The following is a 23559-nucleotide window of genomic DNA, read 5'->3' as shown; positions in this document are numbered from 1 at the left end:
GAAGACTAGTAGCACTTCAAGAACGTTGGCCAGCCCCTGGGCCGGGGAAAGCTGCTGCTACTTTGCCTCGAGCACCAGGTTCTTGAGATCGTCGAGGGTCTGCTGCATGTGGGCGTCCATGGCTTCCCGGGAGCGTGCAGCGTCCCGGGACTCCAGGGCTTCCGCGATGTTCTGGTGGTGCCCGATGGCGTGCTCCTGGATCTGGGGCACTGCCGAGGTCTCGGTGCGCCTCTTCTCCAGCACCCGGTGCAGTGGCTCGAACAGCACGGCCACAAAGACGTTTTCCGAGGCATGCAGGATCAGATCGTGGAATGCCAGGTCCGCCTCCACAAAGGCGGCCACGTCGTTCACCTCATGGGCGGAACGCATTGCTGTCACGAAGCCAAAAAGCTTCTGGATGTCAGCATCGCTGATCCGTCCCGCGGCGAGTTCGCACGCGCCGGTTTCCAGCATTCGGCGGAGCTCGATCAGCTGAACGGACGCTTCGGCTTCATTCTTGCCCTCAGAGGCTGCGCGCAGCACCGCCTCCAGTGATGCCCACCGGTTGAGCGGGTTCACAAAGGTACCGCGCCCGCGCTCCACACTGAGGATGTGCTGGGCCTCAAGGGTCTTCATGGCTTCACGCACGGTCATCCGGCTGACTTCATGCCTGGCGCTGAGCTCGTGCTCGCCGGGCACAATGGCGCCCGGCGGAAATTCGCCTGCGATGATGCGGTCAAGAAGCTCGTCAGCCACTTGGCCTACCAGCGACTTCCTTGCCATTGCTGCCCCCATCGATGCCCTGCGCGGATATGCCAGACAAGTCTACTTGCGCGTCTTTATGTCCTGTGCCACACTAGCATTCAAATGCAAGATGTCAGACATCTTACAGATACCTTTTACATCAGGATCCGCCCCCGGATTCATACACAACGGAGTGCACTGTGACGCTTGAAGCAGACGTTCTGGCCGCCTACCCGGCCGAAGTCCGGATTCCCGCCGAACTGGTGGCCAGCACCCTGGCCGCCTCCAACGCGGAGACACCGCGTGTCCTGGTAGTGCTCGACGACGACCCCACCGGAACGCAGTCCGTGGCAGACCTGCCCGTCCTCACCCGTTGGGAAGTAGAAGACTTCATCTGGGCGTTCGGCCAGTCCAAGCCCGCCGTCTACGTCCTCACGAATACCCGCAGCCTGGATCCCGCAGAGGCCGCCGCCCGCAACGAAGAAGTGGTCCGCAACGCCCTCGCCGCCGCCGGGTCCCCTGAGCAACTGCGGCTCGGGTTCGTCAGCCGCAGCGACTCCACCCTCCGCGGCCACTACCCCCTGGAGCCGGACGTCATCGCCGCCACGGTGGCGGACGCCAGCGGCGAAAAGATTGACGGCGTGGTGCTGGTCCCCGCTTTCCCCGACGCCGGACGCGTCACCATCGGCGGTGTCCACTACATGCGCGGTACCGGCGATGCAGCCGGCACGCTGACCCCGGTGTCCGACACCGAGTTCGCCAAGGATGCCACTTTTGGCTTCGCCACCTCCGTGATGGCCAACTACGTCGAAGAAAAGTCGAAAGGCCGCTTCCCCGCCGGCTCGGTGATCGTCCTGGACCTGAACATCATCCGCGCCGGGGCCGCAGCCAAAGACGCAACCGCCGGCGCAACCATCAGCGCCCACGCCATCGCCGATGCGATTGAACCCGCCACGGATTCCACCCCGATCGTGGCCGACATCGTCACCGAAAACGACCTTCGGGCATTGTCCCTCGGCCTGGAAGAAGCTGAACGCCGCGGCAAGAAACTCCTCTACCGAGTGGGCCCGCCGTTCGGGCGCGCCCGCATCGGGCAGGAGATCCGCACCGAGCTCACCGGTGCCGAAGCCTACGCCGGCAACACCCCGTCCGAAGCCGGCGGCCTGATCGTCGTCGGATCCCATGTGGGCGTCACCACCCGCCAGCTCAAAGCCCTGACCGAACAGCACAGTGCGGCACGCATCGTGGAAATCGACGTCGAAAGGCTCCTCGCAGGCGAAACCGAAGCGGCGGCACACCTGGACCAGACAGTGGACACGGTTGTCGAAGCCCTCCGCGGCGGCGACGTCATCGTCCACACCAGCCGCCTGCTGATCAAAACGGAGGACCCGGCCGAAAGCCTGCGGATCGCGCGCACCGTGTCCGCCGCCGTCGTCACCGTCGTGAACCGCACCCTAAAGACGTTCCCGCCCCGGTTCGTAATCGCCAAGGGCGGCATCACGTCCTCGGACGTTGCCGCGCACGGCCTGGAGATCCGCCACGCCATTGTCCGCGGGCCCATGCTGCCGGGCATCGTCTCGCTCTGGGAGCCGGTGGACGGCCCCGCCAAGGGCATCCCGTACATCGTCTTCGCCGGCAACGTCGGTGACGACCAGTCCCTCGCCGACGTCACCCGCAAGCTCAGCAACACCTTTTAGATACCCCCCCGCCGCAATTCCCGCCAAAATTCAATGGAGAACACCATGACCAGCAACTACACCGTCACCGTCCTGGGCCTCGGCGCCATGGGCCTGCCCATGGCTACCCGCATGGCCTCCCAGCTGACCGTCCACGGCTTCGACATCGCCGAGCCCCGCCTCAAGCTGGCCGAAGAAGCCGGCATCGCCACATTTGCCTCCGCCCGCGAAGCCGCCAAAGGCGCCGACGCCGTGCTCCTTGCCGTCCGCAACGGCGAACAGCTGACCGACGTCCTCTTCGGCGAGAACGGCGTGGCCTCGGTGCTGGAGCCGGGCGCCGTCGTCATCCTCGGCAGCACCGTAGGCACCGACGCCATCCCCGCCACGGTGGCCAAGCTGGCCGAGTACGGCGTGGAACTCGTGGACGCCCCGCTCTCCGGCGGCCCCAAGCGTGCCGGCGAAGGCGACCTGCTGATCGTTGTCGGCGCTTCCCGCGAAGCCCGCGAAAAGGCAGCCCCCGCACTGGAACTGCTAGCCTCCACCCTCACCGTGGTGGGCGACAAGCCCGGCGACGGCCAGGCACTGAAGACCGTCAACCAGCTGCTCTGCGGCGTCCATATCGCCGCGGCCGCAGAAGCCATGGCCCTCGCCGACGCTTTGGGCCTTGACCAGGCAAAGACCCTCGCAGCCCTTGAAGCCGGTGCCGCGGGCTCGTTTATGCTGTCCAACCGCGGTCCCCGGATCCTTGAGGCTTACAACGAGGAAGGCGCCGAGGTCCTCTCCCGCCTGGACATCTTCGTGAAGGACATGGGCATCGTGGGCAAGGCCACCCGCGCCGCCGGCCTGGCAGCCCCCGTTGCCGCAGCAGCCGAGCAGCTCTACCTGCTGGGCCAGGCCCAAGGTCTCGCCGCCGCCGATGACTCCGCCGTCATCAGGGTCGTCGCCCCCACCAAGCGCACTAACTGACCCCACCCCCTCCCGGAGTATTTGGGCAGATACGGCGGCCTGAATCCCCGCAGGTCCCGATACCTGTCCAAACACTCCAGGGATGGACGACGACGGCGGTCCCCCCTCCGCCGTCGCCGTACTTCCGCAGCGTTCCCCCGACGCCCCCACCATTCCCCCTGAGAAAAAACCAGCGCCTGATTGCCCGTCTTCTGGAAGACTGGCACGTCAAAGGAGACACCCGTCATGAACCACCTGATGAACCCGCTGATAGTGCGGGCGGCTGATGTTCCAGCCATCAAACCCGCAGTGGAGCTCGGCACTCCGCTGCTGCTGACCATCGCCGCGCTCGGCATCGCCGTGCTGCTGGTGATGATCATCCGCTTCAAGATCCAGGCCTTCGTTGCCCTGCTCACCGTCAGCATCATGGTGGCCGTCGCCGCGCAGATCCCGCTGAAGGACGTCTTCACGGTGGTGGCCAACGGCGTGGGCAGCACCATGGGCAAGGTGGCGCTGCTGATCGCACTCGGCGCCGTCCTGGGCCGCATGATCGAAGTATCCGGCGGCGTGCAGTCCCTCGCTACCCACTTCACCGAGAAGCTCGGTGCCAAGCGCGTCGCAGTGGCGCTCACCGCCGTCGGCTTCCTGGTGGCCATCCCCGTCTTCTTCGAAGTGGGCATCATCGTGCTGGTGCCCATCGTCTACGCCTTCGCCAAGATCGCCAACGTACACCCGGTCAAGTTCGGGCTGCCCATGGCCGGCATCATGCTCGCCATCCACGTCGCCGTGCCGCCGCACCCCGGCATCGTTGCAGGAGCCGGCGTGTTCGGAGCGGACATCGGACTCATCACCCTTATCTCCCTGGCCATCTGCGTTCCCCTGGGCTTCCTGTCCTACTGGGTTGCCAGCATCATGAACCGCAAGGACTACGAACTCCTCCCGTCCGTCAAGGCGCAGGTTGAGGAATTCGGCTCCGACTCCCTCGTCAAGGTGGGCCATGACGGCCCAGGTGCTGCCACCATCGCACCTCCGCGTCCCGGCCTGATCATCTTCCTTATCGCCGCCCCCATCGTGCAGATCCTGATCGGCACCCTGGGCACCCTCACCATCCCCAAGGACAACTCCTGGTACGGCCTGGCCGCGTTCGTCGGCAACCCGTTCTTCGCCCTCCTGGTGGCCGTCGCGCTGTCCTTCTTCCTGCTCGCGGTACGCCGCAACTGGTCGCTGAAGGAAACCGGCGAAATCTTCGAAGGCGCACTGCCTCCCATCGCCTCCATCCTGATGGTGGTGGCCGCCGGCGGCGTGTTCGGCGAAGTCCTGCGCACCTCCGGTATCGGTGCCGCCCTGTCCCAGACCCTGGACCACCTGGGCCTGCCCGTCATCGCGCTGGGCTTCGTGATCTCACTGGCACTCCGTGCAGCACAGGGCTCGGCCACCGTCGCCATCGTGACCACCACCGGTCTGTTGACCTCGGCTGTGATGGAAGGCGGCTATACGCCGGCCCAGATCGCAGTGATCGTTATTGCCATCGGCTTCGGCTCGCTGGGACTGTCCCACGTCACCGACGCCGGCTTCTGGACCGTGGTCCGCTACTACGGCCTCACCGTCTCGGACGGCCTGAAGACCTGGACCGTCCTCACCACCATCCTGGGCCTGGCCGGCTTCGCGCTGACCTTCGTGGCCTGGATCCTGGTAGGAGGCCTGGGGGTCTGATGCGCACCCGACTCGACCACCTGGTCACCTCCGCCCTCCAGCAGGGATCCGCAGTCCCGGCCTTCACCTGTTACGACTTCACCACCGCACTTGCCGTGGTGGCCGCCGCCGAGGAATCCGGCCGGGGCGTCATCCTGCTGGTGGCCCCCAGGACTGCCGCCACGTCCAACGGACTGCGCCTCATCGGAGCCCTCCGGGGCCTCGCCGACGCCGCGTCCGTCCCGGTGGCCGTGCAGCTTGACCACGCCACGGACCTTCGGGTGATGGCGGACGCCGTCACGGCAGGGGCGGATTCGGTCCTCGCCGACGGTTCCTCCCTTCCTTACGAGGACAACATCGCCCTGGTCCAGGCGGCCCGCGCGTTGCTGGGCCCCGACGTGGTGCTGGAAGCCGAGCTGGGCGGCCTCGCGGGGGACGAGGACCGCGCCTTCGGTGCCGACCAGTCCGGCGTAGCCGTGGCCGGGCTGACGGATTCCGCGCAGGTGGAGGACTTTGTGTCCCGGACCGGAGCGGAACTGCTGGCTGTCGCCGTCGGGAACGTCCACGGCAAGTACAAAGGGGAGCCGCAGCTGCGCTGGGACGTCCTGCAGGACATCGCCGTGCGGACACACATCCCGCTGGTCCTCCACGGGGCTTCCGGGATCCCCGCGGAGGAGCTGGTGAAGGCCGCGTCCATGAACGTTGGCAAGGTCAACTTCAACACAGAGCTCCGCACCGGCGTCCTCGCAACCCTGCAGGAGCAGTTGCCCGGACACCGGTCCGACGGCGAGAATCTCCAGGGGCTTTTGGGCCACTGGGACCAGTCCGCGGGCAGCTTCGCCAGCACCATGCTGGCCACCCTCACCCGGTAGGGGCGCCCAACCTCCTGGAGTTTCCGGACAAATACAAAGGGTTGGAGCACGCCACGTCCTCGTATCGGCCCAACAGCTCTTCCCGGAGGGGAGGCCAGGATTACACAATGATCCTGGCCTCCTTCTTTGCGTTCCTGGGCGCCGCCGTCGTGATCTTCTTTCGGTGACCACCGCCCTGAGCGGCTCGACGCCCGAACTGCCGGAATGGGTCGGTGTGCTTTGCCCGGGCCCTTGTGATGCTGAAGGGTAAGCCGGGGCATTGCCAGCAGGGTGAAGTAGTGCCAGTGTCGAACCATGACCGAGAACACGATGTCCACCGAGGATAGGTTCGCCCCCGACGTCTCACTGAGGCGCAACGACGCGGACCACCGCTACGAACTTCTGGTGGGCGGCAAACTCGCCGTCCAGTCCTTTTACCGGGACCTTCCCGGCCATATCGACTTCAGCCACACCGAGACATCGCCGGGCTTTGAAGGCCAGGGCCTTGGCAAGGTCCTCGCACACTTCGCGCTGGATGACGTGGTGGCAGCGGGAAAGCGGATCATCCCGCATTGCCCGTTCATCGCGGGATACCTTCGCAACCACGAGGGCTACGAGCAGTGTGTCGACTGGCCGGACAGCCCGGTGAGGAACGGCTCAGGAGCCTGAAGGCCGGCGCCGCCCCATCGCCAGAATCAGCTGGCCAGGGCGTGCAGGCTGGCCGGCGGGACATCGATGGTGAAACCGCAGGCGCAGCGGTAGGTGTCCACGCTGGCGGGCCGGGAGCCGGCGCCCACCGGAATAACCTGGGCGCCGTCAACGTGGACGGGCTGGTAGAGGGGCATGGCGTCCGGATCCACCAGCTGCATGGGGGCATGGCAGTGCATTCGTGAACTCAGGGTGACCAGCAGTCCCGCGTCCACGGGGCGGAAGAAGCTCAAGGGAGGTTCTGCTGCTGCTTCCGGTCCCTCGGGAGCTGCCAACTGATCTTGTACTGCGGTGGTCACGATGTTCGTCCTTGGGCTTCTTCACGGAACTGCCGGCATTGGCAGCACCGCCGCGAACTGCTTGCGGAGGTTCAATTACCCCACAACCTAAGCATGCTTACTAATGCTTCGGCAAATCACCTGTGGCCCAGGGCACAGTTCCAGCCTTCACTTTCGCCCGGCGGCGGGTACTCGCTAGTGCACTTAGCGGCGCCGCCGCTGCCACTGGTTTGCGTGCCAGAGCAGCAGGCAAATGGCGGCAATGATGCCACCCAGGACAATATGCGGCGCAAGGGTGAAAATCACAAAAGGCAGCGGCGTCGCTCCGCTTGACGGCCCCACCGCCAGGTTTGCGTTGAGGATGGCCGAGAGGCCGCCTCCCACCAGCAGGACGGCCATCAGCCACAGAACCACAATGAACGGGTTGACGGGGACGGCCCCGCCGCCCGTCGGGTCTTCCGCCGCTGCGGACGGAGCCTCCTCGATTATGGGGTTTCCATCCGGGCCCACTTCCCGGAACCCGCTCGCACCCGATGGCTGCTCCATGCTTCCCCCTTATGGATCGCAGCCTTCCGGCTGCCCGTAAACCAACCCTAGCCTCCGTCCGCCGCTGGCGTGGGCCCTCTGCGGGTGGGGATGGCGGGGCATTGTGCAGGAGGAGTGATTGGGCCTGCCAGTCAATGACGCCCAACCGGGCAAAAACGGCGCTTCGCAGACTCTTTTGTGGAAATACATCACAAAAGTTTGATTAAAAGGGTTACCTAAGTAAGGCTGGCCTTTGCAATTGCCAGGAACTGCCGACAGAAGGAAGACCAGTGCCGCTGATGCCCCGCCTTGAAGAGCTACACGTGGACCACCACCGAGGGAGCCAGGAGCCGCCCGGGCAGGATTTCGCCTCCCGCGTGGAACTCGCGCTCGGGGCCACCAACCACCTCTTCAATGCCCGGAATTCGCCCCGCTACGTGGCGCAGGTGCTGCAGGGCGTCACTGCCGTGGCCACCAAGCTGGAACGGACCACCCGGCCGTTCACCGGCGTCGTGCCGTCGGAGCTGCAGGCCCGGGTGGGTGCCGTGGACCTTGAAACGCCGCTGCCGGACACGGCTGCGGCGCTGCAGGAACTCGAAGACGTGTACCTGCGCGACGCCGTCTACTTCCACGACGCCAAGTACGCGGCGCACCTGAACTGCCCGGTGGTGATTCCGGCGCTGGTGGGCGAGGCCATCCTGTCCGCGGTGAACTCGTCACTGGACACCTGGGACCAGAGCGCCGGCGCCACCATGATTGAACGCCGCCTGGTGGACTGGGCCGCGGACAGGCTGCACCTGGGCAGTGATGCCGACGGGATTTTTACTTCCGGCGGCAGCCAGTCCAACCTTCAGGCGCTGCTGATCGCCCGCAACCACGCAGTGGCCGGGCTTCGGCAGGATCCTTCCCGGAGCCGCCTCCGGCTTCCGGCACTGCTGGACACACTCCGGATCTTCACCTCCGAGGACAGCCACTTCAGCATCCAGAAGTCGGCGTCGATGCTGGGCCTGGGGTTTGACGCCGTCATCACCGTGCCGTGCACGCCTGACCACCGGATGGACCCCGCCGCCCTTGCGGAGGCGATGGCGGAAGCGAGCGACGCCGGCCTGTCACCGATGGCAGTTGTCGCCACCGCCGGGACGACCGACTTTGGCGCGGTCGACCCGCTCGCGGAGCTCGCGGCGCTGGCCCGGGCCTATGGCGCCTGGTTCCACATCGACGCCGCGTACGGCGGCGGCCTGATGGTCTCCGGCCGCTACCGCCACCTCCTGGACGGAACCCGGCTCGCCGACTCCGTGACCGTGGACTTCCATAAGACCTTCTTCCAGCCAGTGAGCTCCAGCGCACTGCTGGTCCGCGAGCGAGCCATGCTCCGCCACATCACCTACTACGCCGATTACCTCAACCCGGAAAGCGCAGCCCTGGCCGAGATCCCCAACCAGGTGGACAAAAGTATCCAGACCACCCGCCGGTTCGACGCCCTGAAGCTCTGGCTCACCCTCCGCATCATGGGCGCGGATGCCATTGGCGCCCTGTTCGACGAAGCCATCGACCTTGCCGCCCGCGTCGGCTCGCTCCTCGCGGCCGAGGACGACTTCGAACTCGCCGCACCGCCGCAGCTCAGCACCTTGGTCTTCCGGTACCGGCCCCGCCTGGACTCCGGCGGGCGGCTCTCCGAAGACGCCGCCGACGCCCTGAACCCGGCCATCCGCGCCGCCGTTTTTGCTTCCGGGGAAGCTGTGGTTGCCGGTACCAAGGTAGGAGGGCGGCACTACCTCAAGTTCACGCTCCTCAACGCCGAGGCCACCCTGGAGGACATTGCCGGCATTGTCGCGCTGTTGCGCCGCACCGGTGCCGGACTTCTGCAGAGCGAGGTATCCGCATGAGTCGCATCTACGACTTCGCTGCCGTCGGCGTCGGACCCTTCAACCTGGGCCTCGCCGCACTCACTGAACCTGTGGAAGGACTGGACGGTATCTTCCTCGAGCGCCGCGAATCCTTTGACTGGCACCCCGGGATGATGCTGGAGTCTGCCCACCTGCAGGTTCCCTTTATGGCCGACCTCGTCACCCTCGCCGACCCCACGTCGCCATACTCGTTCCTGAACTTCCTCAAGCAGACAGGGAGGCTCTACCGCTTTTACATCCGCGAGAACTTCTATCCGCTGCGTGCCGAGTACAACCAGTACTGCCAGTGGGTGGCGGGGCAGCTGCCCTGCGTGCGTTTTGGCACAGCTGTGCTGGATGTGGCGTACGACGACGGCGTGTACCGGCTTTCCGCCTCGGGCCCAGGCGGGCATGAGGTGCTGCTGGCCCGCCGGCTGGTGCTGGGCACGGGGACCTCCCCGTACGTGCCGGCGTCGGCTCAAGGCATTCTGGCCGAGGCGGCTGCCGGCGGTGGGGGAGTGGTCCTCCACAACGCTGATTACCTCGCACGAAAGGCGGAACTGCAGCAGCAGCGAAGCATCACCATCCTGGGCAGCGGCCAGAGTGCCGCCGAGATCTACTGTGAGCTGCTCCAGGAATCGGACGCACACGGGTACCAGCTGAACTGGGTGACCCGCTCCGGCCGGTTCTTCCCGCTGGAGTACACCAAACTGACCCTCGAGATGACCTCGCCTGAGTACGTGGACTACTTCCACGGGCTCCCGCAGCAGCAGCGCGACCATCTCAACATGACCCAAAAGAACCTCTACAAGGGGATCAACTCCAGCTTGATCGACGAGATCTACGACCTGCTCTATAGCAAGAGCATCTCCGGCCTGGTGGACACGAGGCTGCTGACCCACTCGACGCTCACGGCTGCCCGGTGGGATCCGGAAACCGGTACGCATACCCTGCACCTTCAGCATGGGGAGCAGGGCACGTCCTACACCCTGGACAGCGAAGCGGTGGTGCTGGCCACGGGCTACGGCTACCGGGAACCAGGCTTCCTGGCCGGCATCCAGGACCGGATCGCCCGGGACAGCGCAGGGAGGTTCGCCGTGGACCGGAACTACAGCACCGGCGTCGAACCCGCGGAGATCTTTGTCCAGAACGCGGAGCTGCACACGCACGGGTTTGCCGCCCCGGACCTGGGCATGGGCGCCTACCGGAACTCCTGCATCCTGCGTGGGATTGCCGGCCGCGAGGTGTATCCGGTGGAGCGCAGCATCGCGTTCCAGCAGTTCGGGGCACCCGTGGATATCGGCGCGCCTTCGGGCTCTGAACCGCCGTCCGGCGTTGGACCTGGAACGGCGGCTGACTCTGCATCGGCGGTGTCGGCATGAGGTTCACCTTCCGCTGCCTCGACGCGAAAGCCGATGCACCGCTCCTCCACAGCTGGGTGACGCAGCCCTACGCCTCGTTCTGGGGGATGCTCTCCGCCGGGGTGGACGACGTGGTGGAGGAATACACAAAGATCCAGGCGAGCGGCCACCACCACGCCTTGCTGGGGCTCGACGGCGGCGTCCCCGCCTTCCTGATGGAGGAATACCTGCCGGCGTCCTCGCCGCTGGCAGCGGTGTATCCGGTCCTCTCCGGGGACCTGGGGATGCACTTGCTGGTGGCGCCGCCGGCGGGCCCTCCGGTCCCCGGTTATACCGCGGCGGTTATGGACGCGGTCCTGGACCGGTTGTTCGCCAAGGCCGGAGTGGACCGCATCGTGGTGGAACCGGACGCGCGGAACACCAGAATCCATGCCCTGAACGAACGGCTGGGCTTCCAGCCCGTCGGCGTGGTGACGCTTCCCGACAAGGACGCGTTGCTGAGCTTCTGCAGCCGCGACGACTACCAGGCCGCCCGTAAGGCCCTTGACACTCTTTCCACCCCCGTCCCGCAGGGAGCATCACTGTGACTATCCACCTCGACTCCACCCCACCTGCCCTCAGCACCACCGCCGCAACTACTGCCACTCCCCACCTCACCGGCGATAGATGGGACAACGCCAACCGGCATCTGCTCCGCAAGGCGCTCGCCGAGTTCTCCCACGAGCGGATCCTTGCCCCGGAACGTCTGGGGGATGAACGGGCGGGTGGCGGGACCGTGCCAGCCGGGAACGCCAGCTACCGTGTCCGCAGCGACGACGGTACGCATGAGTACCGGTTCAGTGCCCGCGTCCTCGAGCTCGACCACTGGTCCATCGACGCCGGTTCCATCCGGTACCTGAAGGACGGCGCCGAAGCGCCGCTGGACGTGCTCAAGTTCGTCACGGCGTTCTCGGGCACCCTGGGCATCAACATCCAGATGCTCCCCGTGTACCTCGAGGAGATCAGCAGCACCATGGCAAGCCACGCCTACAAGCAGTGGGCCGGCCAGCCGTCGGCCGCGGAACTCGCGACGGGGGTCACCGGAGGTCTGGACCGGGCTATTGACTTCCAGGCCATTGAGCGGAGCATGACCGAGGGCCACCCGTGCTTCGTGGCCAACAACGGTCGTCTCGGCTTCGGCATGAGCGATTACCGTGCCTTCGCCCCCGAAACCGGCGCCCCGGTGCAGCTGGAATGGATTGCCGTGCACCGCAGCCATGCCGCCTTTACCTCGAGTGCCGGGCTGGACTACCGGGCCCACCTGGAGGCAGAGCTCGGCCCGTTGCTCGGGGCTTTCGACGCCGGACTGCAGGCGCAGGGCCTGGACCCGGACCAGTACTTCCTGATGCCCGTGCATCCGTGGCAGTGGGAGAACAAGCTCACCGTGACCTTCGCGGCGGAAATTGCCCGGCAGCGCATTGTCCACTTGGGCACGGGAACGGACACTTACCAGGCGCAGCAGTCCATCCGGACGTTCTTCAACACCAGCGCCCCGGGCCGCCACTACGTCAAGACCGCCATGTCCGTGCTGAACATGGGCTTTATGCGGGGGCTGTCGCCGCAGTACATGAAGGCCACCCCGGCTATCAACGACTGGCTGCGGAACCTTCTTGACTCAGACGGGACACTCCAGCGGCGCGGTTTCACCCTGATTGGTGAAGTTGCTGCTATCGGCTACCACAACGGTTACTACGAGGCCGGATCCGCCCAGGGCTCGCCCTACCGGAAGATGCTGTCGGCGCTGTGGCGCGAAAGTCCCCTGCCGCTCCTTCAGGACGGGCAGCAACTGGCCACCATGGCCTCCCTCCTGCACGTGGACTCCGAGGGCAAACCGGTGGTTTCCGCCCTCATCCAGCGTTCCGGGCTGGTGCCGCAGGAGTGGCTGCGGCGGTACTTCGAGGCCTACCTGGTTCCGCTGGTGCACTGCCTGTACCAGTACGAACTGGCGTTTATGCCGCACGGCGAGAACGTGATCCTTGTGCTCGAGGACGGTGTGCCGGTCCGGGCCATCATGAAGGACATCGCCGAGGAAATCGTGGTGATGGGGGACAGGCTGGACCTGCCGGAAGAGGTGTCCCGGATCAAGGCCGCCATCCCGGACGGCGAGAAGGTGCTTGCCATCTTTACCGATATCTTCGACTGCATCTTCCGCTTCCTCGCAGCACTCCTCGAGGAGGACGGCAAACTTAGCCAGGAGGAGTTCTGGCGCACCGCTGCCGCCGCCATCAAGGACTACCAAAGCCAGCATCCCGGGCTCGCCGGCCAGTTCACCCGGCACGACCTCTTCGCCGCCGACTTTGAGCTGTCCTGCCTCAACCGGCTTCAACTGCGGAACAACCAGCAGATGCTGGACCTCGCGGATCCGTCCGGCGGCCTTCAGATGGCCGGGCGGCTGGCGAACCCGCTGGCGAGGTTCGCGGGGAAGTAACTGCCGCTTCAGCACCTCCCAGGTGGCTAGGCTTGCACCATGACTGCAGACCTCCCCGGGACAACAGCCCTCATCACCGGTGCCAGTGCCGGCCTGGGCTCCGAGTTCGCCCGCCAGCTCGCAGCCCAAGGCTGCAACCTTGTACTGGTAGCGCGGAACCGGGCCCGCCTCGAGCAAACCGCGGCGGCCCTGGAACGGCGCTACGGAATCAGGGCTGAGGTGCTGCCCGCGGACCTGACGGACGACGCCGGGGTGGCAGCCGTCGTCGGACGCCTGTCCGATCCGCAGCGGCCGGTGGGGATCCTGATCAACAACGCGGGGATCGGGCTGCTGCACAACTTCGAGGACAACCCCATCTCGGAGGAGAAAAAGCACCTGAAGCTGCACGGTGAGACGGCTATGGAGCTCACCCACGCTGCGCTGAAGGGCATGCTGGAGCGGGGCGGTGGCCGGATTATCAATGTGGCCAGCATCGCCGCGTTCCTGCCCAGGGGCACCTACTCGGCGGCCAAGGCGTGGCTGGTGAGCTTCAGCCGCTGGGCCAACCTCACTTACCGCCGGCGCGGCGTCAGGGTCACGGCGGTGTGCCCGGGCTTTACCCACACGGAGTTCCACGATCGGATGGGAATGGACAAGTCCGTGGCACCATCGTGGGCCTGGCTGAACGCCGAGCGGGTAGTGCGGGAGGGCCTGGCGGATAACCAGCGGGGCAAGGCGGTGTCCATCCCGTCCAAGAGGTACAAGCTCGTGGCGGCTGTAGCGAGGGTGGCGCCGGCAAGGCTAGTGGCGGGACCGGCGCGCAAACCCAAGTAGAACCGCCGGGTTGCGCGTCCCCGCCCGGCGGACAACCACCACCACCGCAATTCCCACCAGCGCACCCACCAGCGTTTCGACACCGCGCTCCAGGATCAGGACCCCCGGGTCGATGGGGTGGGCAAGCTGGGTTATCAGGAGGATGACGGGCGTAAAGGAGACCATGGCAAGGCCGTAATGGCGGGCCATAAACAGCTCGGTGGTGAACTGGAAGATGATGACCAGGAGTGCCAGCATCACGGCCTGCCTGGCGGGGAACAGCCCTGCCAGGGACCAGGGCGCGGGAAGAATGACGACGGCGGTGACCCCCAGTCCCACGAACGTCCCCACGATGCGGTGGATACCACGCCGGACGCTGCTGGGAAGGTCCGCGCCCGCGAGGGGAACGGCCGCGGCAGCCATCGCCCAGTGCGGGTGGCCGCTGCCGGAAAGGACACCCACCGTGCCCGCTGCCCCTACAGCGAGGACGTACCGGGCAGCGTGAAGCAACAACTCCGCCTTGCCGGCGGGGTGGACGGCAGGGACGCTGCGGACAGCACCGCGCTGCCATGACCTGCTGCGGATCCAGCCGCCGAATCCGACCAGGATGGAGAAGGCGGCCGACCCTGCGGCGATGAGCAGGGCGGTCTGCCAGGGCACTTCCATGGGTACCGAAGCGCAGGCTCCCAGTGCGAGGATGCCGAAGAAAGGCCCGTTGGGTTTGAGCCGGACCCGGTCCGCAAACACTGATCCGACGCCGGCCAGCAACGCTTCGACGGCGACGAGCCACCATGAGTGGAGGTTGTTGACGGACAGGAACAGTCCTGCCGCAACTCCGCCGAGCAGGACTACCGCGGCCTGGGCCTGGTGCCGGAGGCGGAGCTGGTGTGGCTCCGAGCGTCCGTACATGCCGGTCAGGGCCCCGAAGACGGCGTACATGATGAGGTCTGTTCGGCCGGCGGCGAAAAGCAGCAGCGAGGGAACTGCAACGCTGAGGGCCACCCGCAGGGCTGCGAGGTGGTCCCGGTTGGCCGGTTCCAGCCGGTGGAGGGCGCGCACCTGCTCCACGAGAAGCTTCATGCTGCACCATCCCTGCTTGTCACTGGATCCCTTCCGGGCCGTTCGGAACCTATCACCGGCAGCTCCATCCGGGCCATTTACCGGAGGGTCACGGGACATAAATGGAAACAGCGGCAAGGCTTCAGCGGCAGCGTCCAACGCAATGCCACCAACCGCACGGCCAAGGACGGCAAGGCAAAGGCCCGCCCCTTGCGGCTTCCGCAGAAGCTGCAAAGGACGGGCCGGGAGCGTTGCTACAAGGTATGCCGCTGGGGGACTGCCTGGGCGCTGTCGCCTGCCTGCTGCTGCCTGGCTAGACCGTGGCCGGAGCCTTCCCGGCAGAGCTCGAATCCGTGATGTCCTGCGTCTCGAACGGGAGTTCGTCAAGGTTGATCAGCGGGTTCTCATCCTGCGTGGCCACCAGCTCGCGCGCCTCTGCCTGGGTGTCCACGCTCGGCATGGAGCCCGGCAGCGGGCGCTGGGCTGATTCCTTCAGGAAGTAGATGGCCACGGCGCCCACCAGTGAGGTGCCCATGAGGTAGTAGGCGGGCATCATGTCGTTGCCGGTGGCGCTGATGAGGGCTGCCACGATGAACGGGGTTGTTCCACCGAAAATGGCCACCGAGAAGTTGTACGCAATGCCCATGGCGCCGTAGCGGCTGGATGTGGGGAACTGGGCCGGAAGCGCGGAGGCGAGGTTGGCCACGTAGAACGTCACCGGGAACGCAATCAGGGAAAGGCCCGCCAGCGTGGACCAGATTTCACCGATGCCGATCAGCAGGAAGGCCGGGGTTGCCAGGACCACCGTGCTCAGCGCACCGATCCACAGCACGGGACGGCGGCCAATCCGGTCGGACAGCTTGCCGGTGAGCGGGATGCAGAGGCTCATGACCACCAGCACGGGGATGGTCAGCAGGGTGCCGTGCACCTCGTCGTAGCCCTTGGCCTCCGTGAGGTAGGTGGGCATGTAGGAGGTGAGGGCGTAACCGGCGGTGTTGGCCGCGGCTACCAGGATCATCGCCACAATGATCGAGCGCCAGTAGGCCTTGACGATTCCCACCGGGCCCTTGACAGTTGCCTGATCGGAAGCCGCGGCGTGCTTCGCAAGGTCTTCCTGCGCGTCCAGGGTTGCCTGGAATTGAGGAGACTCCTCGATCTTGCTCCGGAAATAGACCGCGATCAGGCCGAGCGGACCGGCAACCAGGAACGGAATGCGCCAGCCCCACTCCTCCATGGCAGCCTGTCCGAGGGTCAGTTGCAGGACGGACACCAGCGCCGCGCCGAGGGCGAAGCCAAAGTAGCTGCCCATATCCAGGAAGCTGGCAAAGAAGCCGCGGCGTTTGTCCGGGGCGTACTCGCTGACGAACGTCGTGGCACCGGCATATTCGCCGCCGGTGGAGAAACCCTGGACGATCTTCAGCAGCACCAGCAGGCCTGCTGCCCACAGCCCGATCTGGGCGTAACCGGGAAGGAGCCCGATGGCGAACGTGCTGGCCGCCATGATCATCAGCGTGGTGGCGAGGATCTTCTGCCGGCCCATCTTGTCGCCAAGCCAGCCGAAGATCACGCCGCCGAGCGGGCGGGCGATAAACGTGGCGGCGAAGGTTCCCAGCAGGAACAAAGTTTGGGTGGTGGGATCGGACTCCGGCAGGAAGACGGGCCCCATGGTGGTGATGAGGTAGCCGAACACGCCGACGTCGTACCATTCCATGGTGTTGCCCACGATGGTTCCGCCCAGGGCTTTCTTCAGCATGGGCTGGTCAACAACGTTGACGTCCGACTCCTTGAGCCGGCGGCGCTTCAGAATTTTCGGCTTCCGTGGACCTTTGGCGGCCGCAGTTGGGCTGCCGGGGGGTGTAGCTTGGTTGGTTCCGGAGGCGTTGTGCATGCCTGCGGAAGAGTCGGTGATGCTTCGGTCTGTGGGCATTTGGGCAACTCCCGTGGAGGTCATTTGCTTGCGACTTGTAGCTGCCCCGCTCTGGGCAGGCCTTCAATTTTACGCGAATGTCATGGCGCCCGTTCGCTTTATGCCGTAAGGTCACCTCTTTTGGGCGCGTTTCCTGACAGTTCCAGAAACTTTCTTTCCCGGCTTTTCCCGCGCCATCACTGGGATCGGCGGCGTCCGGCGCCACCGTTACCGAATCTTTTCCATTTTGGCCGCGCGCAACCCCCTTTTATCCCGGATCTGCGCGGAAAAGTGACGCGGCCCACGGCGCCCGCAGCCCTCCCGCAGGAGCCGGCAGGGCCGCCGTCGTCCTTGCCCGCAGCCGACGCTGGATTAGGGGTTCACAGGTGCGCTGGGCTTCCCTATGGTTATGCCATGGGAACACTCACTTTCAAGTAGGCGGACGCCTGCGGCCAGGCCCCTGCCGGCCGATCCTTCAGTCTCGAAGGCCTTTTTGGCCTGAAACTTGTAGCACTTCATTTCATTGCGTTGCGGAAAGGAAGAACAATGGCTGACGAAAACATCGAAAAACACATAGCGCCGGAGTTGGCGGATCACCTGGCGGAGGCAATGGACGCCCCCGACCTGCCCGGTGCGGCCGCCCCGCTTTCGCCCACGGGAACGGGCGCCCAGCGCTCCTGGCCGGATGGCAGCGGCAAGAAGCGGCACCCCAAGGACAACGGCTCCAGCCACGGCCGCATGGGGCAGGGTGCAGCCGTGACGGCTGTCCACCGGACCAGCCGGCCGCAAATGCCGCACTCGTCCTGAGGGTGGCGTAGGACCCTAAAAGCATGGGGACACCGGGATTCCGGTGTCCCCATTCTTTTTCCTCCCGTAGGCCCCATCAGGCCTCGTCGACGACGTCGGCCGGATCCTTGTCCAGCCGCCAACCGCGCCAGACCGGGTGCCGGAGCCGCCCCGTCCCGGTCCATTCGCTGTACGTCACCTCACCGACAAGTTGCGGGGCGACCCAGTGCGCGTCCGCCGAGTCCTCGCGCGGGACATCCTGGAAGGGGGACGTTTTGCGGGCGAGACGGTCCACGGTCTGCCGGAGCTCCGACAACTCGCGGAAACTGAAGCCGCTTCCCACCCTGCCCACGTAACGCAGGCTCCGGCCATCCGGGATGCCTACCAGCAGCGACCCCACCGAGTCCTGGCGGGCGCCCTTGCCCGGCCGCCAGCCGCCCACCACCACCTCCTGGGTCTGGTCGAGCTTGAGCTTGACCCAGGTGCGGGTGCGCTGGCCGCTCACGTACCTACTGTCGGTGCGCTTCGCCATCACGCCCTCAAGCCCCAGTTCCTGTGCGCTCTCCAGAATGTGCTCCACCCGGTCCTCAAGGACCGTGGAAAGCTCCACCGGGCAGTCGGACGGGCTGAAGAACTGCTCCAGCCGCTGGCGCCTCTTGGCGAGGGACAACCTGCGAAGGTCGGTCCCGTCGTCGTACAGCAGGTCAAAAAGCATCAAGCGAACCGGAATGGCCCTGCGTGCCTTGGCGACGTCGCCGGGCCGGGTGAGCTTCATGCGCCCCTGGAGCAGCCCGAAGTCCGGCCTGCCTGAAGGCCCGACGGCGATGATCTCACCATCTGCGACGAACGGCTGGGGCGGCCAACAGCCCCTGACCGTTAACTCGGGGTAGGTCCTGGTGACGTCGTTCCCGTTGCGGCTGAAGATCCTCACTGTCTCCTCGTCGGCCACGAGGAGGGCGCGCACCCCGTCCCACTTGAGTTCGAACTGCCAATTGCTGCCCTGTAGGTTTGCCGTTGTCCCCGCTGTGGCCATCATGGGGCTGAAATCCTCCGGTGACGCTGAAGCGGCGGGTGACGGCGGATCCTGGGGCGGAGCTTCGGCTTCGTCTGGCTCCTCATCCTCCTCCGTCGGCTCAGCCTCCTCCGTCTGATCAGCCTCTTCCGGGTCCGCCGCCTCAACCGGCTCCTCTGCCACTTCCTCCCGCGCCTCGTCCTGCGGCTCTTCCAAATCTTCCTGCGGCGCCGCCGCGTGACGGTGACGGCTGCCCGGGTGGTCCTTGTCCATGAGGTGGATGAGCCACTGGCCTTCGGCGTCCCGGCCCTGCCCCCGGCCGGTATGGATCAGGGCGAACTTCCGGGTGCCGCCCAAGCCGCCGCCTTCGGAGCCGGTGAGGGTGACGATGACCTCCCGGCCATTGATCCACTTATGCAGTTCGTAGGTGCCGGTGTCCCAGATGGTCATCTCACCGGCGCCGTACTCCCCTTTGGGAATGGTCCCGTGAAAAGTGAGATAGTCCAGGGGGTGGTCCTCGGTCTGGACTGCCAGGTGGTTCTTGCCCCCAGATTCGGGGACTCCCTTGGGCAACGCCCAGGACACCAGGACGCCGTCATGCTCCAGGCGGAGGTCGAAGTGCAACCGGCTGGCATGGTGCTCCTGGATCACAAATGCGTCACCGCTGCCGGCCGCGCCCTCGAAGGGCTCCGGTGTCTTCCGTGGGTCGCGCATGGAGCGATACTTGCCCAGGCGGGGGTCACCGTCGTGATGATGATCCGGAACGTCCGCGCCCGGGTTTGAGGCGCCGACGACGGCGGCGAAGGGCTCCGTGCCGTCCTGCACCCTCCGCAGCACCTCCTGGTAGTCCAGGTGCCGAAGTCCCGGTGCGCTGATCTCCTGCCAGGTCCGCGGTGCGGCCACCATCGGGGTGGGACGGCCACGCAGCGAATACGGAACGATGGTGGTTTTGGCCGCGTTGTTCTGGCTCCAGTCCACCAGCACCTTGCCTTTGCGGAGGGCCTTCTTCATGTCGCTGACCGCAAGCTCAGGGTGGTCCGCCTCCAAAGCCCGCGCCAGCTCGCGGGCAAAAGCTGAGATCTGCTCCGAGGTCTGGCTCCGGTCCAGTGCGGCGTACAAATGGATCCCTTTGCTGCCGCTGGTCACGGGGACAAGATCCATGCCCACGTCTTTGAGGATTGAGCGGGCCAGGAGGGCCACTTCCGCGCATTCCGCCAGGCCTGCGCCTTCGCCGGGGTCCAGGTCCAGGACCAGCCGGTCCGGATTCAGCTGGTTGCCGTGCGAATCCACCTGCCATTGGGGTACGTGGATTTCCAGCGAGTTGATCTGGCCGAACCAGGTGAGTGTGGCGGGGTCGTTGACCATCGGATAATGGATGGTCCGGTCCTTGTGGGTGATCGCGGCCCGCGGCAGCCAGCCGGGAGCGGAGTCCTCAAGGTTTTTCTGGAAGAACACTTCGCCGGGGTCCCCGGCCGTTCCCACACCGTTGACCCAGCGCTTCCTAGTGGCCGGCCTGCTGGCGGCAGCGGGAATCAGGACGTGGGCCACCGCCGCGTAGTAGGCGAGCACGTCCGCCTTGGTGGTGCCTGTTTCCGGGTAGATGACTTTGTCCAGGTTGGTGAGGGTCAATTCCCTGCCCGCAACGCGGACACGCTCCTTAGCGGCGGCCATGGGGCTTCACCTCCGGGGCTGTGTGATGTTGACTTAGGGAATGAGAGCCATCTGGAAAGGTGCCATCGCGTTTGGCCTGGTCAACGTACCCGTGAAGGTCTACAGCGCCACCGAAGATCATGACATCAGTCTGCACCAGGTCCACAATGCCGATGGCGGCCGGATCCGCTACCAGCGCAGGTGCGAAGTCTGTAGCCAGGTCATCGACTATTCGGACATCGAGAAGGCCTTCGAGGAGGACGGCCGGACGGTCATCCTGGCCAAGGACGAACTGAAGGCCATTCCGGCGGAGAACAGCCACGAGATCGAAGTGGTGCAGTTCGTCCCGTCCGAGCAGCTTGAACCGATGATGTTCGAGAAGAGCTACTACCTGGAGCCGGACTCCAAGTCGCCCAAGGCCTACGTGCTGTTGCGCCGGGCGCTGGAGGACACGGACCGGGTGGCAATCGTCCAGTTCGCGCTGCGGGAGAAGACGCGGCTGGGTGCCTTGCGGATCAAGGACGACACCTTGGTGCTCCAGTCCCTGCTGTGGCCTGACGAGGTCCGCGAAGCCAACTTCCCATCCCTGGAGGCGGACATCAAGATCTCCCCGCAGGAACGGGACATGTCCGCGGCCCTGGTGGAGTCCATGGCGGCTGACTTCGACCCGGCGCACTTCACCGATGACTACCAGGTGCAGCTGCGCCAGCTCATCGAGGCCAAGCTTGAGCAGGGCGATTCCCTGGATACCGAGGAAACCTTTGGTGTGGAAGCCGGCGAGGGCGGCAAGGGCGAGGTCATTGACCTGATGGAGGCACTGAAACGGAGCCTGGACCGGAAACGCGGAGGCGGGTCCGATGCTTCCGCCGCGGACTCGGGCGCTGAAGCCGGCAGCGACGAGGAAGCCGCCAAGCCGGCGGCCAAGAGAGCCACGGCCAGGTCCACGGCCAGCAAGTCGACGGCGGGTAAGGCTGCCGACACGAAGTCCACTACGGCCAGGTCCACTGCCAACAAGTCCACCGCCGCGAAGTCCACGGGGGCCAAGACCGGCACGGCAAAGTCCAGCACTGCGACGTCCAGCACGGAAAAGTCCACTGCCGGCAGGTCCACCGCAGCGAAATCCACGGCAGCCAAGGCCGCTGACAAGCCCGCCGCTAAATCCAGTACTGGCAAGGCAACCACCACCAGGGCGCGCAAGCCGGCGTGATGGTCCGTGGCCTGCGGCGCGTGTTCCGTGGGTTAATGCCATGAGTACGAAACTACTAAGCCGGCTTGCTTCCCGGTAGTCGGTGCCTCTTTACGGCCGGGCCGCCATGAGCAGGTCCTGCGGGATGCCCCCGTTAGGGCTGCCCTCGTTACAGTCCGTCTCTTTACAGCGGAGGCCGGCGAGTTCACAATGAGTCGCATCACAGCCTCCGCTGTGCCCGCAGCGCGCTGTTCACTCACTGACGGACCACCACAGTAGAGAGGCACAGTCATGACAGACCAGACAGATGTCCTGGAGGCGGACCGGGCGCTCAAGCAGAAGCACCGGACCATGTGGGCCTCAGGGGACTACCCCGCGCTGGCCAGTGAATTGCTCCCCGAGCTCGGAGCCATCCTGGTGGAAGCCTGCGGCGTCAACTCACGTCAGCGGGTCCTCGACGTTGCCGCAGGGGCAGGCAATGCCGCCATTCCCGCCGCGATGATGGGCGCGAAGGTAGTGGCGAGCGACCTCACGCCGGAACTGTTCGACGCCGGCCGCCACCAGGCAGCGGACCGTGGGGTGGAGCTTGAATGGAAGGAAGGGGACGCTGAGGCTTTGCCTTTCGGCAATGATGAGTTCGATACCGTGATGTCCTGCCTCGGCGTGATGTTTGCGCCGCACCACCAGGCGGCAGCCGATGAGCTCCTGCGGGTTTGCAAACCGGGCGGCACCATCGGGCTCCTCAGCTGGACTCCTGAGGGGTTCATCGGCAGGATGTTCGCCACCATGAAGCCGTTTGCCCCGCCGCCGCCACCGGGTGCGCAGCCGGCGCCGCTGTGGGGGAGCGAGGACCATGTCCGCGAGCTCTTAGGGAGCAGGATCACCGAAGCCAGCGCCCGCAAAAAGACCTTGGGCATCCACAGCTTCCATCAGCCGGAGGACTTCGTCCGCTACTTCAAGTCCCACTACGGCCCCACCATTTCGGTCTACAAATTCATCGCTGAGGACGGGGACAAGGTGAAGGAACTGGACAAGGCGCTGACGGACCTGGCTGAGTCGTTCGGTGACGCCCATGGCGATTCGCCGTTCCGCATGGAGTGGGAGTACCTGCTGTTCACGGCCAGGAAGGCCAAGGGTTGATGCCGGGTGCTTTCACTGCCACCTCCTCGGCGGCCATAGATGCGCCCCCGGCCAAAGTATGGGACGTCATCACGGACCCGGCCGCCACCAAGGAGTTTATGTTCGGCGCCGAGCTCACCACGGACTGGACGGTGGGCGGACCTGTCACCTGGAACGGCACCTGGGACGGCAAGGACTACCAGGACAAGGGAGTGGTCCTTGAGGTCGAACCTGGCCTCAGGCTTGTTTACACACATTTCAGTCCCCTGACGGGGCAGGAGGACAAGCCGGAAAACTACCACACGCTGACCTGGACGCTGACGGACAAGGACGGCCGGACGCAGCTGGTGTTGTCGCAGGACAACAACCCGGGCGCGGAGGCGGCGGAGCACTCCAAAGGCATGTGGGACCAACTGGTGGCGGACGTCAAAAAGATCGCCGAACGCGGCTAACCCAGCCAACGAAACAGCGCCAAGTCCTTTTGACCCCCCAAAAGAAAACGACGCTTCGCGCTACCCGGTTGAGGTGCCGGGAGGGCAAAACGTGAGCGGCCGCCGTCGTGTACTTCCCTTTGTGGGGAAGGCCCGACGGCGGCCGCACTGCTTTGCTGCCTGGACAGCGTCGCTGCTACTCGGCGTCGTGATCCGTTTCCAGGATCTGGACCAGGTGGTTCAGGGCGTCATCGGCGCCGGTGCCCTCAGCGCGGAGGACCACAACGTCGCCGTGTGAGGCGCCCAGGCTCATCAGGGACAGGATGCTGGCCGCGTCCATGGCCTCGTCAGCCGGCTCGCCTTCGCGGGCGATGGTGATATCCAGGTCGTACTCGCCGGCGGCTTCCGCGAAGATGGCGGCGGGGCGGGCGTGCAGGCCTACTCGGCTGGCGACGGTTGCGGTGCGTTCTGGCATTGTTGCTCCTTTTGTCTTTCGGCGCCCTGGT

At 65.7% G+C, this 23559-nt stretch carries 21 protein-coding genes; 14 read left to right on the top strand and 7 right to left on the bottom strand.

Annotated features, from left to right (window positions below; genetic code table 11):
* Positions 1-57 precede the first annotated feature (57 nt).
* A complete protein-coding gene (locus ACFVYC_RS06305) occupies positions 58-762 on the bottom strand; it encodes a FadR/GntR family transcriptional regulator (protein WP_387548030.1) in 705 nt (234 codons plus the stop codon).
* A 161-nt stretch (positions 763-923) separates the two neighbouring features.
* Between ACFVYC_RS06305 and ACFVYC_RS06300 the strand changes: the two genes are divergently transcribed.
* The 5 genes from ACFVYC_RS06300 to ACFVYC_RS06280 all read left to right on the top strand — a co-directional run bounded on the left by ACFVYC_RS06300 (position 924) and on the right by ACFVYC_RS06280 (position 6556).
* Positions 924-2420 (top strand): four-carbon acid sugar kinase family protein, encoded by a 1497-nt coding sequence (locus tag ACFVYC_RS06300; RefSeq protein ID WP_387548028.1) that lies wholly within the window; start codon positions 924-926, stop codon positions 2418-2420.
* Positions 2421-2465: 45 nt separating this feature from the next.
* Positions 2466-3365 carry an NAD(P)-dependent oxidoreductase gene (locus ACFVYC_RS06295; protein ID WP_387548025.1) on the top strand — a complete coding sequence of 300 codons (900 nt, stop codon included), beginning with the start codon at positions 2466-2468 and terminating at the stop codon, positions 3363-3365.
* Positions 3366-3590: 225 nt separating this feature from the next.
* Positions 3591-5057 (top strand): GntP family transporter, encoded by a 1467-nt coding sequence (locus ACFVYC_RS06290; RefSeq protein ID WP_387548022.1) that lies wholly within the window; start codon positions 3591-3593, stop codon positions 5055-5057.
* Complete coding sequence (locus tag ACFVYC_RS06285; RefSeq protein WP_387548020.1) at positions 5057-5908, top strand: class II fructose-bisphosphate aldolase; 852 nt, start codon at positions 5057-5059, stop codon at positions 5906-5908. Before ACFVYC_RS06290 ends, ACFVYC_RS06285 begins: the two co-directional genes overlap by 1 nt.
* A gap of 294 nt (positions 5909-6202) precedes the next feature.
* A complete protein-coding gene (locus ACFVYC_RS06280; RefSeq protein WP_387548017.1) occupies positions 6203-6556 on the top strand; it encodes a GNAT family N-acetyltransferase in 354 nt (117 codons plus the stop codon).
* A 26-nt stretch (positions 6557-6582) separates the two neighbouring features.
* Here the strand turns inward: ACFVYC_RS06280 and ACFVYC_RS06275 are convergent, their stop codons facing one another.
* Both ACFVYC_RS06275 and ACFVYC_RS06270 read right to left on the bottom strand, forming a co-directional pair.
* On the bottom strand, positions 6583-6894 hold the full coding sequence (locus ACFVYC_RS06275) for a hypothetical protein (RefSeq protein WP_387548015.1): 312 nt from the start codon (positions 6892-6894) through the stop codon (positions 6583-6585).
* Positions 6895-7077: 183 nt separating this feature from the next.
* Positions 7078-7419, bottom strand: a complete 342-nt coding sequence (locus tag ACFVYC_RS06270) for a hypothetical protein (RefSeq protein WP_387548013.1) — start codon at positions 7417-7419, stop codon at positions 7078-7080.
* 278 nt (positions 7420-7697) lie between these two features.
* On the opposite strand from ACFVYC_RS06270, the gene ACFVYC_RS06265 reads away from it, so the two are divergent.
* The 5 genes from ACFVYC_RS06265 to ACFVYC_RS06245 are packed head-to-tail and all read left to right on the top strand — an operon-like array spanning position 7698 to position 13925.
* On the top strand, positions 7698-9284 hold the full coding sequence (locus tag ACFVYC_RS06265) for a pyridoxal phosphate-dependent decarboxylase family protein (protein WP_387548557.1): 1587 nt from the start codon (positions 7698-7700) through the stop codon (positions 9282-9284).
* Complete coding sequence (locus ACFVYC_RS06260) at positions 9281-10666, top strand: lysine N(6)-hydroxylase/L-ornithine N(5)-oxygenase family protein (RefSeq protein ID WP_387548010.1); 1386 nt, start codon at positions 9281-9283, stop codon at positions 10664-10666. Before ACFVYC_RS06265 ends, ACFVYC_RS06260 begins: the two co-directional genes overlap by 4 nt.
* Positions 10663-11232: a GNAT family N-acetyltransferase gene (locus tag ACFVYC_RS06255; RefSeq protein WP_387548007.1), complete on the top strand. Its 570-nt coding sequence runs from the start codon at positions 10663-10665 to the stop codon at positions 11230-11232. The genes ACFVYC_RS06260 and ACFVYC_RS06255 overlap by 4 nt, the downstream gene beginning before the upstream one ends.
* The gene (locus ACFVYC_RS06250; RefSeq protein WP_387548005.1) at positions 11229-13112 is read left to right on the top strand and encodes an IucA/IucC family protein; all 1884 of its coding nucleotides are present in this window, start codon (positions 11229-11231) and stop codon (positions 13110-13112) included. Before ACFVYC_RS06255 ends, ACFVYC_RS06250 begins: the two co-directional genes overlap by 4 nt.
* Before the next feature lie 39 nt (positions 13113-13151).
* Positions 13152-13925 (top strand): SDR family NAD(P)-dependent oxidoreductase, encoded by a 774-nt coding sequence (locus ACFVYC_RS06245; protein ID WP_387548002.1) that lies wholly within the window; start codon positions 13152-13154, stop codon positions 13923-13925.
* On the opposite strand, the gene ACFVYC_RS06240 is transcribed toward ACFVYC_RS06245, so the two are convergent.
* Complete coding sequence (locus tag ACFVYC_RS06240) at positions 13893-14984, bottom strand: FUSC family protein (protein ID WP_387548001.1); 1092 nt, start codon at positions 14982-14984, stop codon at positions 13893-13895. The two genes, ACFVYC_RS06245 and ACFVYC_RS06240, sit on opposite strands and share 33 nt — an antisense overlap.
* Before the next feature lie 292 nt (positions 14985-15276).
* The gene (locus ACFVYC_RS06235) at positions 15277-16890 is read right to left on the bottom strand and encodes an MFS transporter (protein WP_387547998.1); all 1614 of its coding nucleotides are present in this window, start codon (positions 16888-16890) and stop codon (positions 15277-15279) included.
* 525 nt (positions 16891-17415) lie between these two features.
* Here ACFVYC_RS06235 and ACFVYC_RS06230 point away from each other — a divergent pair.
* Positions 17416-17676, top strand: a complete 261-nt coding sequence (locus tag ACFVYC_RS06230) for a hypothetical protein (protein ID WP_387547996.1) — start codon at positions 17416-17418, stop codon at positions 17674-17676.
* A gap of 76 nt (positions 17677-17752) precedes the next feature.
* Here ACFVYC_RS06230 and ACFVYC_RS06225 read toward each other — a convergent pair whose 3' ends face one another.
* Entirely contained in the window at positions 17753-20338 is a 2586-nt protein-coding gene (locus ACFVYC_RS06225; RefSeq protein WP_387547993.1) for an ATP-dependent DNA ligase, read from the bottom strand.
* 40 nt (positions 20339-20378) lie between these two features.
* On the opposite strand from ACFVYC_RS06225, the gene ACFVYC_RS06220 reads away from it, so the two are divergent.
* The 3 genes from ACFVYC_RS06220 (at position 20379) to ACFVYC_RS06210 (ending at position 23074) form a co-directional block, all read left to right on the top strand.
* Complete coding sequence (locus ACFVYC_RS06220) at positions 20379-21524, top strand: Ku protein (RefSeq protein ID WP_387547991.1); 1146 nt, start codon at positions 20379-20381, stop codon at positions 21522-21524.
* A 270-nt stretch (positions 21525-21794) separates the two neighbouring features.
* On the top strand, positions 21795-22643 hold the full coding sequence (locus ACFVYC_RS06215; RefSeq protein WP_387547988.1) for a class I SAM-dependent methyltransferase: 849 nt from the start codon (positions 21795-21797) through the stop codon (positions 22641-22643).
* Complete coding sequence (locus ACFVYC_RS06210; RefSeq protein ID WP_387547986.1) at positions 22643-23074, top strand: SRPBCC domain-containing protein; 432 nt, start codon at positions 22643-22645, stop codon at positions 23072-23074. Before ACFVYC_RS06215 ends, ACFVYC_RS06210 begins: the two co-directional genes overlap by 1 nt.
* Before the next feature lie 175 nt (positions 23075-23249).
* On the opposite strand, the gene ACFVYC_RS06205 is transcribed toward ACFVYC_RS06210, so the two are convergent.
* Positions 23250-23528, bottom strand: coding sequence for an HPr family phosphocarrier protein (locus tag ACFVYC_RS06205; RefSeq protein ID WP_387547984.1), 279 nt, complete (start codon positions 23526-23528; stop codon positions 23250-23252).
* Between the last annotated feature and the right edge of the window lie 31 nt (positions 23529-23559).

This window comes from Pseudarthrobacter sp. NPDC058329 (assembly GCF_042879835.1).
GTDB lineage: Bacteria > Actinomycetota > Actinomycetes > Actinomycetales > Micrococcaceae > Arthrobacter.
This window is presented reverse-complemented; position numbering and strand designations above follow the sequence as displayed.

Coding starts and splice junctions, on each gene's coding strand:
- ACFVYC_RS06305 (WP_387548030.1), bottom strand. CDS start 762: ATGGCAAGGAAGTCGCTGGTAGGCCAAGTGGCTGACGAGCTTCTTGAC.
- ACFVYC_RS06295 (WP_387548025.1), top strand. CDS start 2,466: ATGACCAGCAACTACACCGTCACCGTCCTGGGCCTCGGCGCCATGGGC.
- ACFVYC_RS06205 (WP_387547984.1), bottom strand. CDS start 23,528: ATGCCAGAACGCACCGCAACCGTCGCCAGCCGAGTAGGCCTGCACGCC.
- ACFVYC_RS06280 (WP_387548017.1), top strand. CDS start 6,203: ATGACCGAGAACACGATGTCCACCGAGGATAGGTTCGCCCCCGACGTC.
- ACFVYC_RS06225 (WP_387547993.1), bottom strand. CDS start 20,338: ATGGCCGCCGCTAAGGAGCGTGTCCGCGTTGCGGGCAGGGAATTGACC.
- ACFVYC_RS06260 (WP_387548010.1), top strand. CDS start 9,281: ATGAGTCGCATCTACGACTTCGCTGCCGTCGGCGTCGGACCCTTCAAC.
- ACFVYC_RS06210 (WP_387547986.1), top strand. CDS start 22,643: ATGCCGGGTGCTTTCACTGCCACCTCCTCGGCGGCCATAGATGCGCCC.
- ACFVYC_RS06245 (WP_387548002.1), top strand. CDS start 13,152: ATGACTGCAGACCTCCCCGGGACAACAGCCCTCATCACCGGTGCCAGT.
- ACFVYC_RS06215 (WP_387547988.1), top strand. CDS start 21,795: ATGACAGACCAGACAGATGTCCTGGAGGCGGACCGGGCGCTCAAGCAG.
- ACFVYC_RS06290 (WP_387548022.1), top strand. CDS start 3,591: ATGAACCACCTGATGAACCCGCTGATAGTGCGGGCGGCTGATGTTCCA.
- ACFVYC_RS06270 (WP_387548013.1), bottom strand. CDS start 7,419: ATGGAGCAGCCATCGGGTGCGAGCGGGTTCCGGGAAGTGGGCCCGGAT.
- ACFVYC_RS06285 (WP_387548020.1), top strand. CDS start 5,057: ATGCGCACCCGACTCGACCACCTGGTCACCTCCGCCCTCCAGCAGGGA.
- ACFVYC_RS06240 (WP_387548001.1), bottom strand. CDS start 14,984: ATGAAGCTTCTCGTGGAGCAGGTGCGCGCCCTCCACCGGCTGGAACCG.
- ACFVYC_RS06255 (WP_387548007.1), top strand. CDS start 10,663: ATGAGGTTCACCTTCCGCTGCCTCGACGCGAAAGCCGATGCACCGCTC.
- ACFVYC_RS06230 (WP_387547996.1), top strand. CDS start 17,416: ATGGCTGACGAAAACATCGAAAAACACATAGCGCCGGAGTTGGCGGAT.
- ACFVYC_RS06220 (WP_387547991.1), top strand. CDS start 20,379: ATGAGAGCCATCTGGAAAGGTGCCATCGCGTTTGGCCTGGTCAACGTA.
- ACFVYC_RS06235 (WP_387547998.1), bottom strand. CDS start 16,890: ATGCCCACAGACCGAAGCATCACCGACTCTTCCGCAGGCATGCACAAC.
- ACFVYC_RS06265 (WP_387548557.1), top strand. CDS start 7,698: ATGCCCCGCCTTGAAGAGCTACACGTGGACCACCACCGAGGGAGCCAG.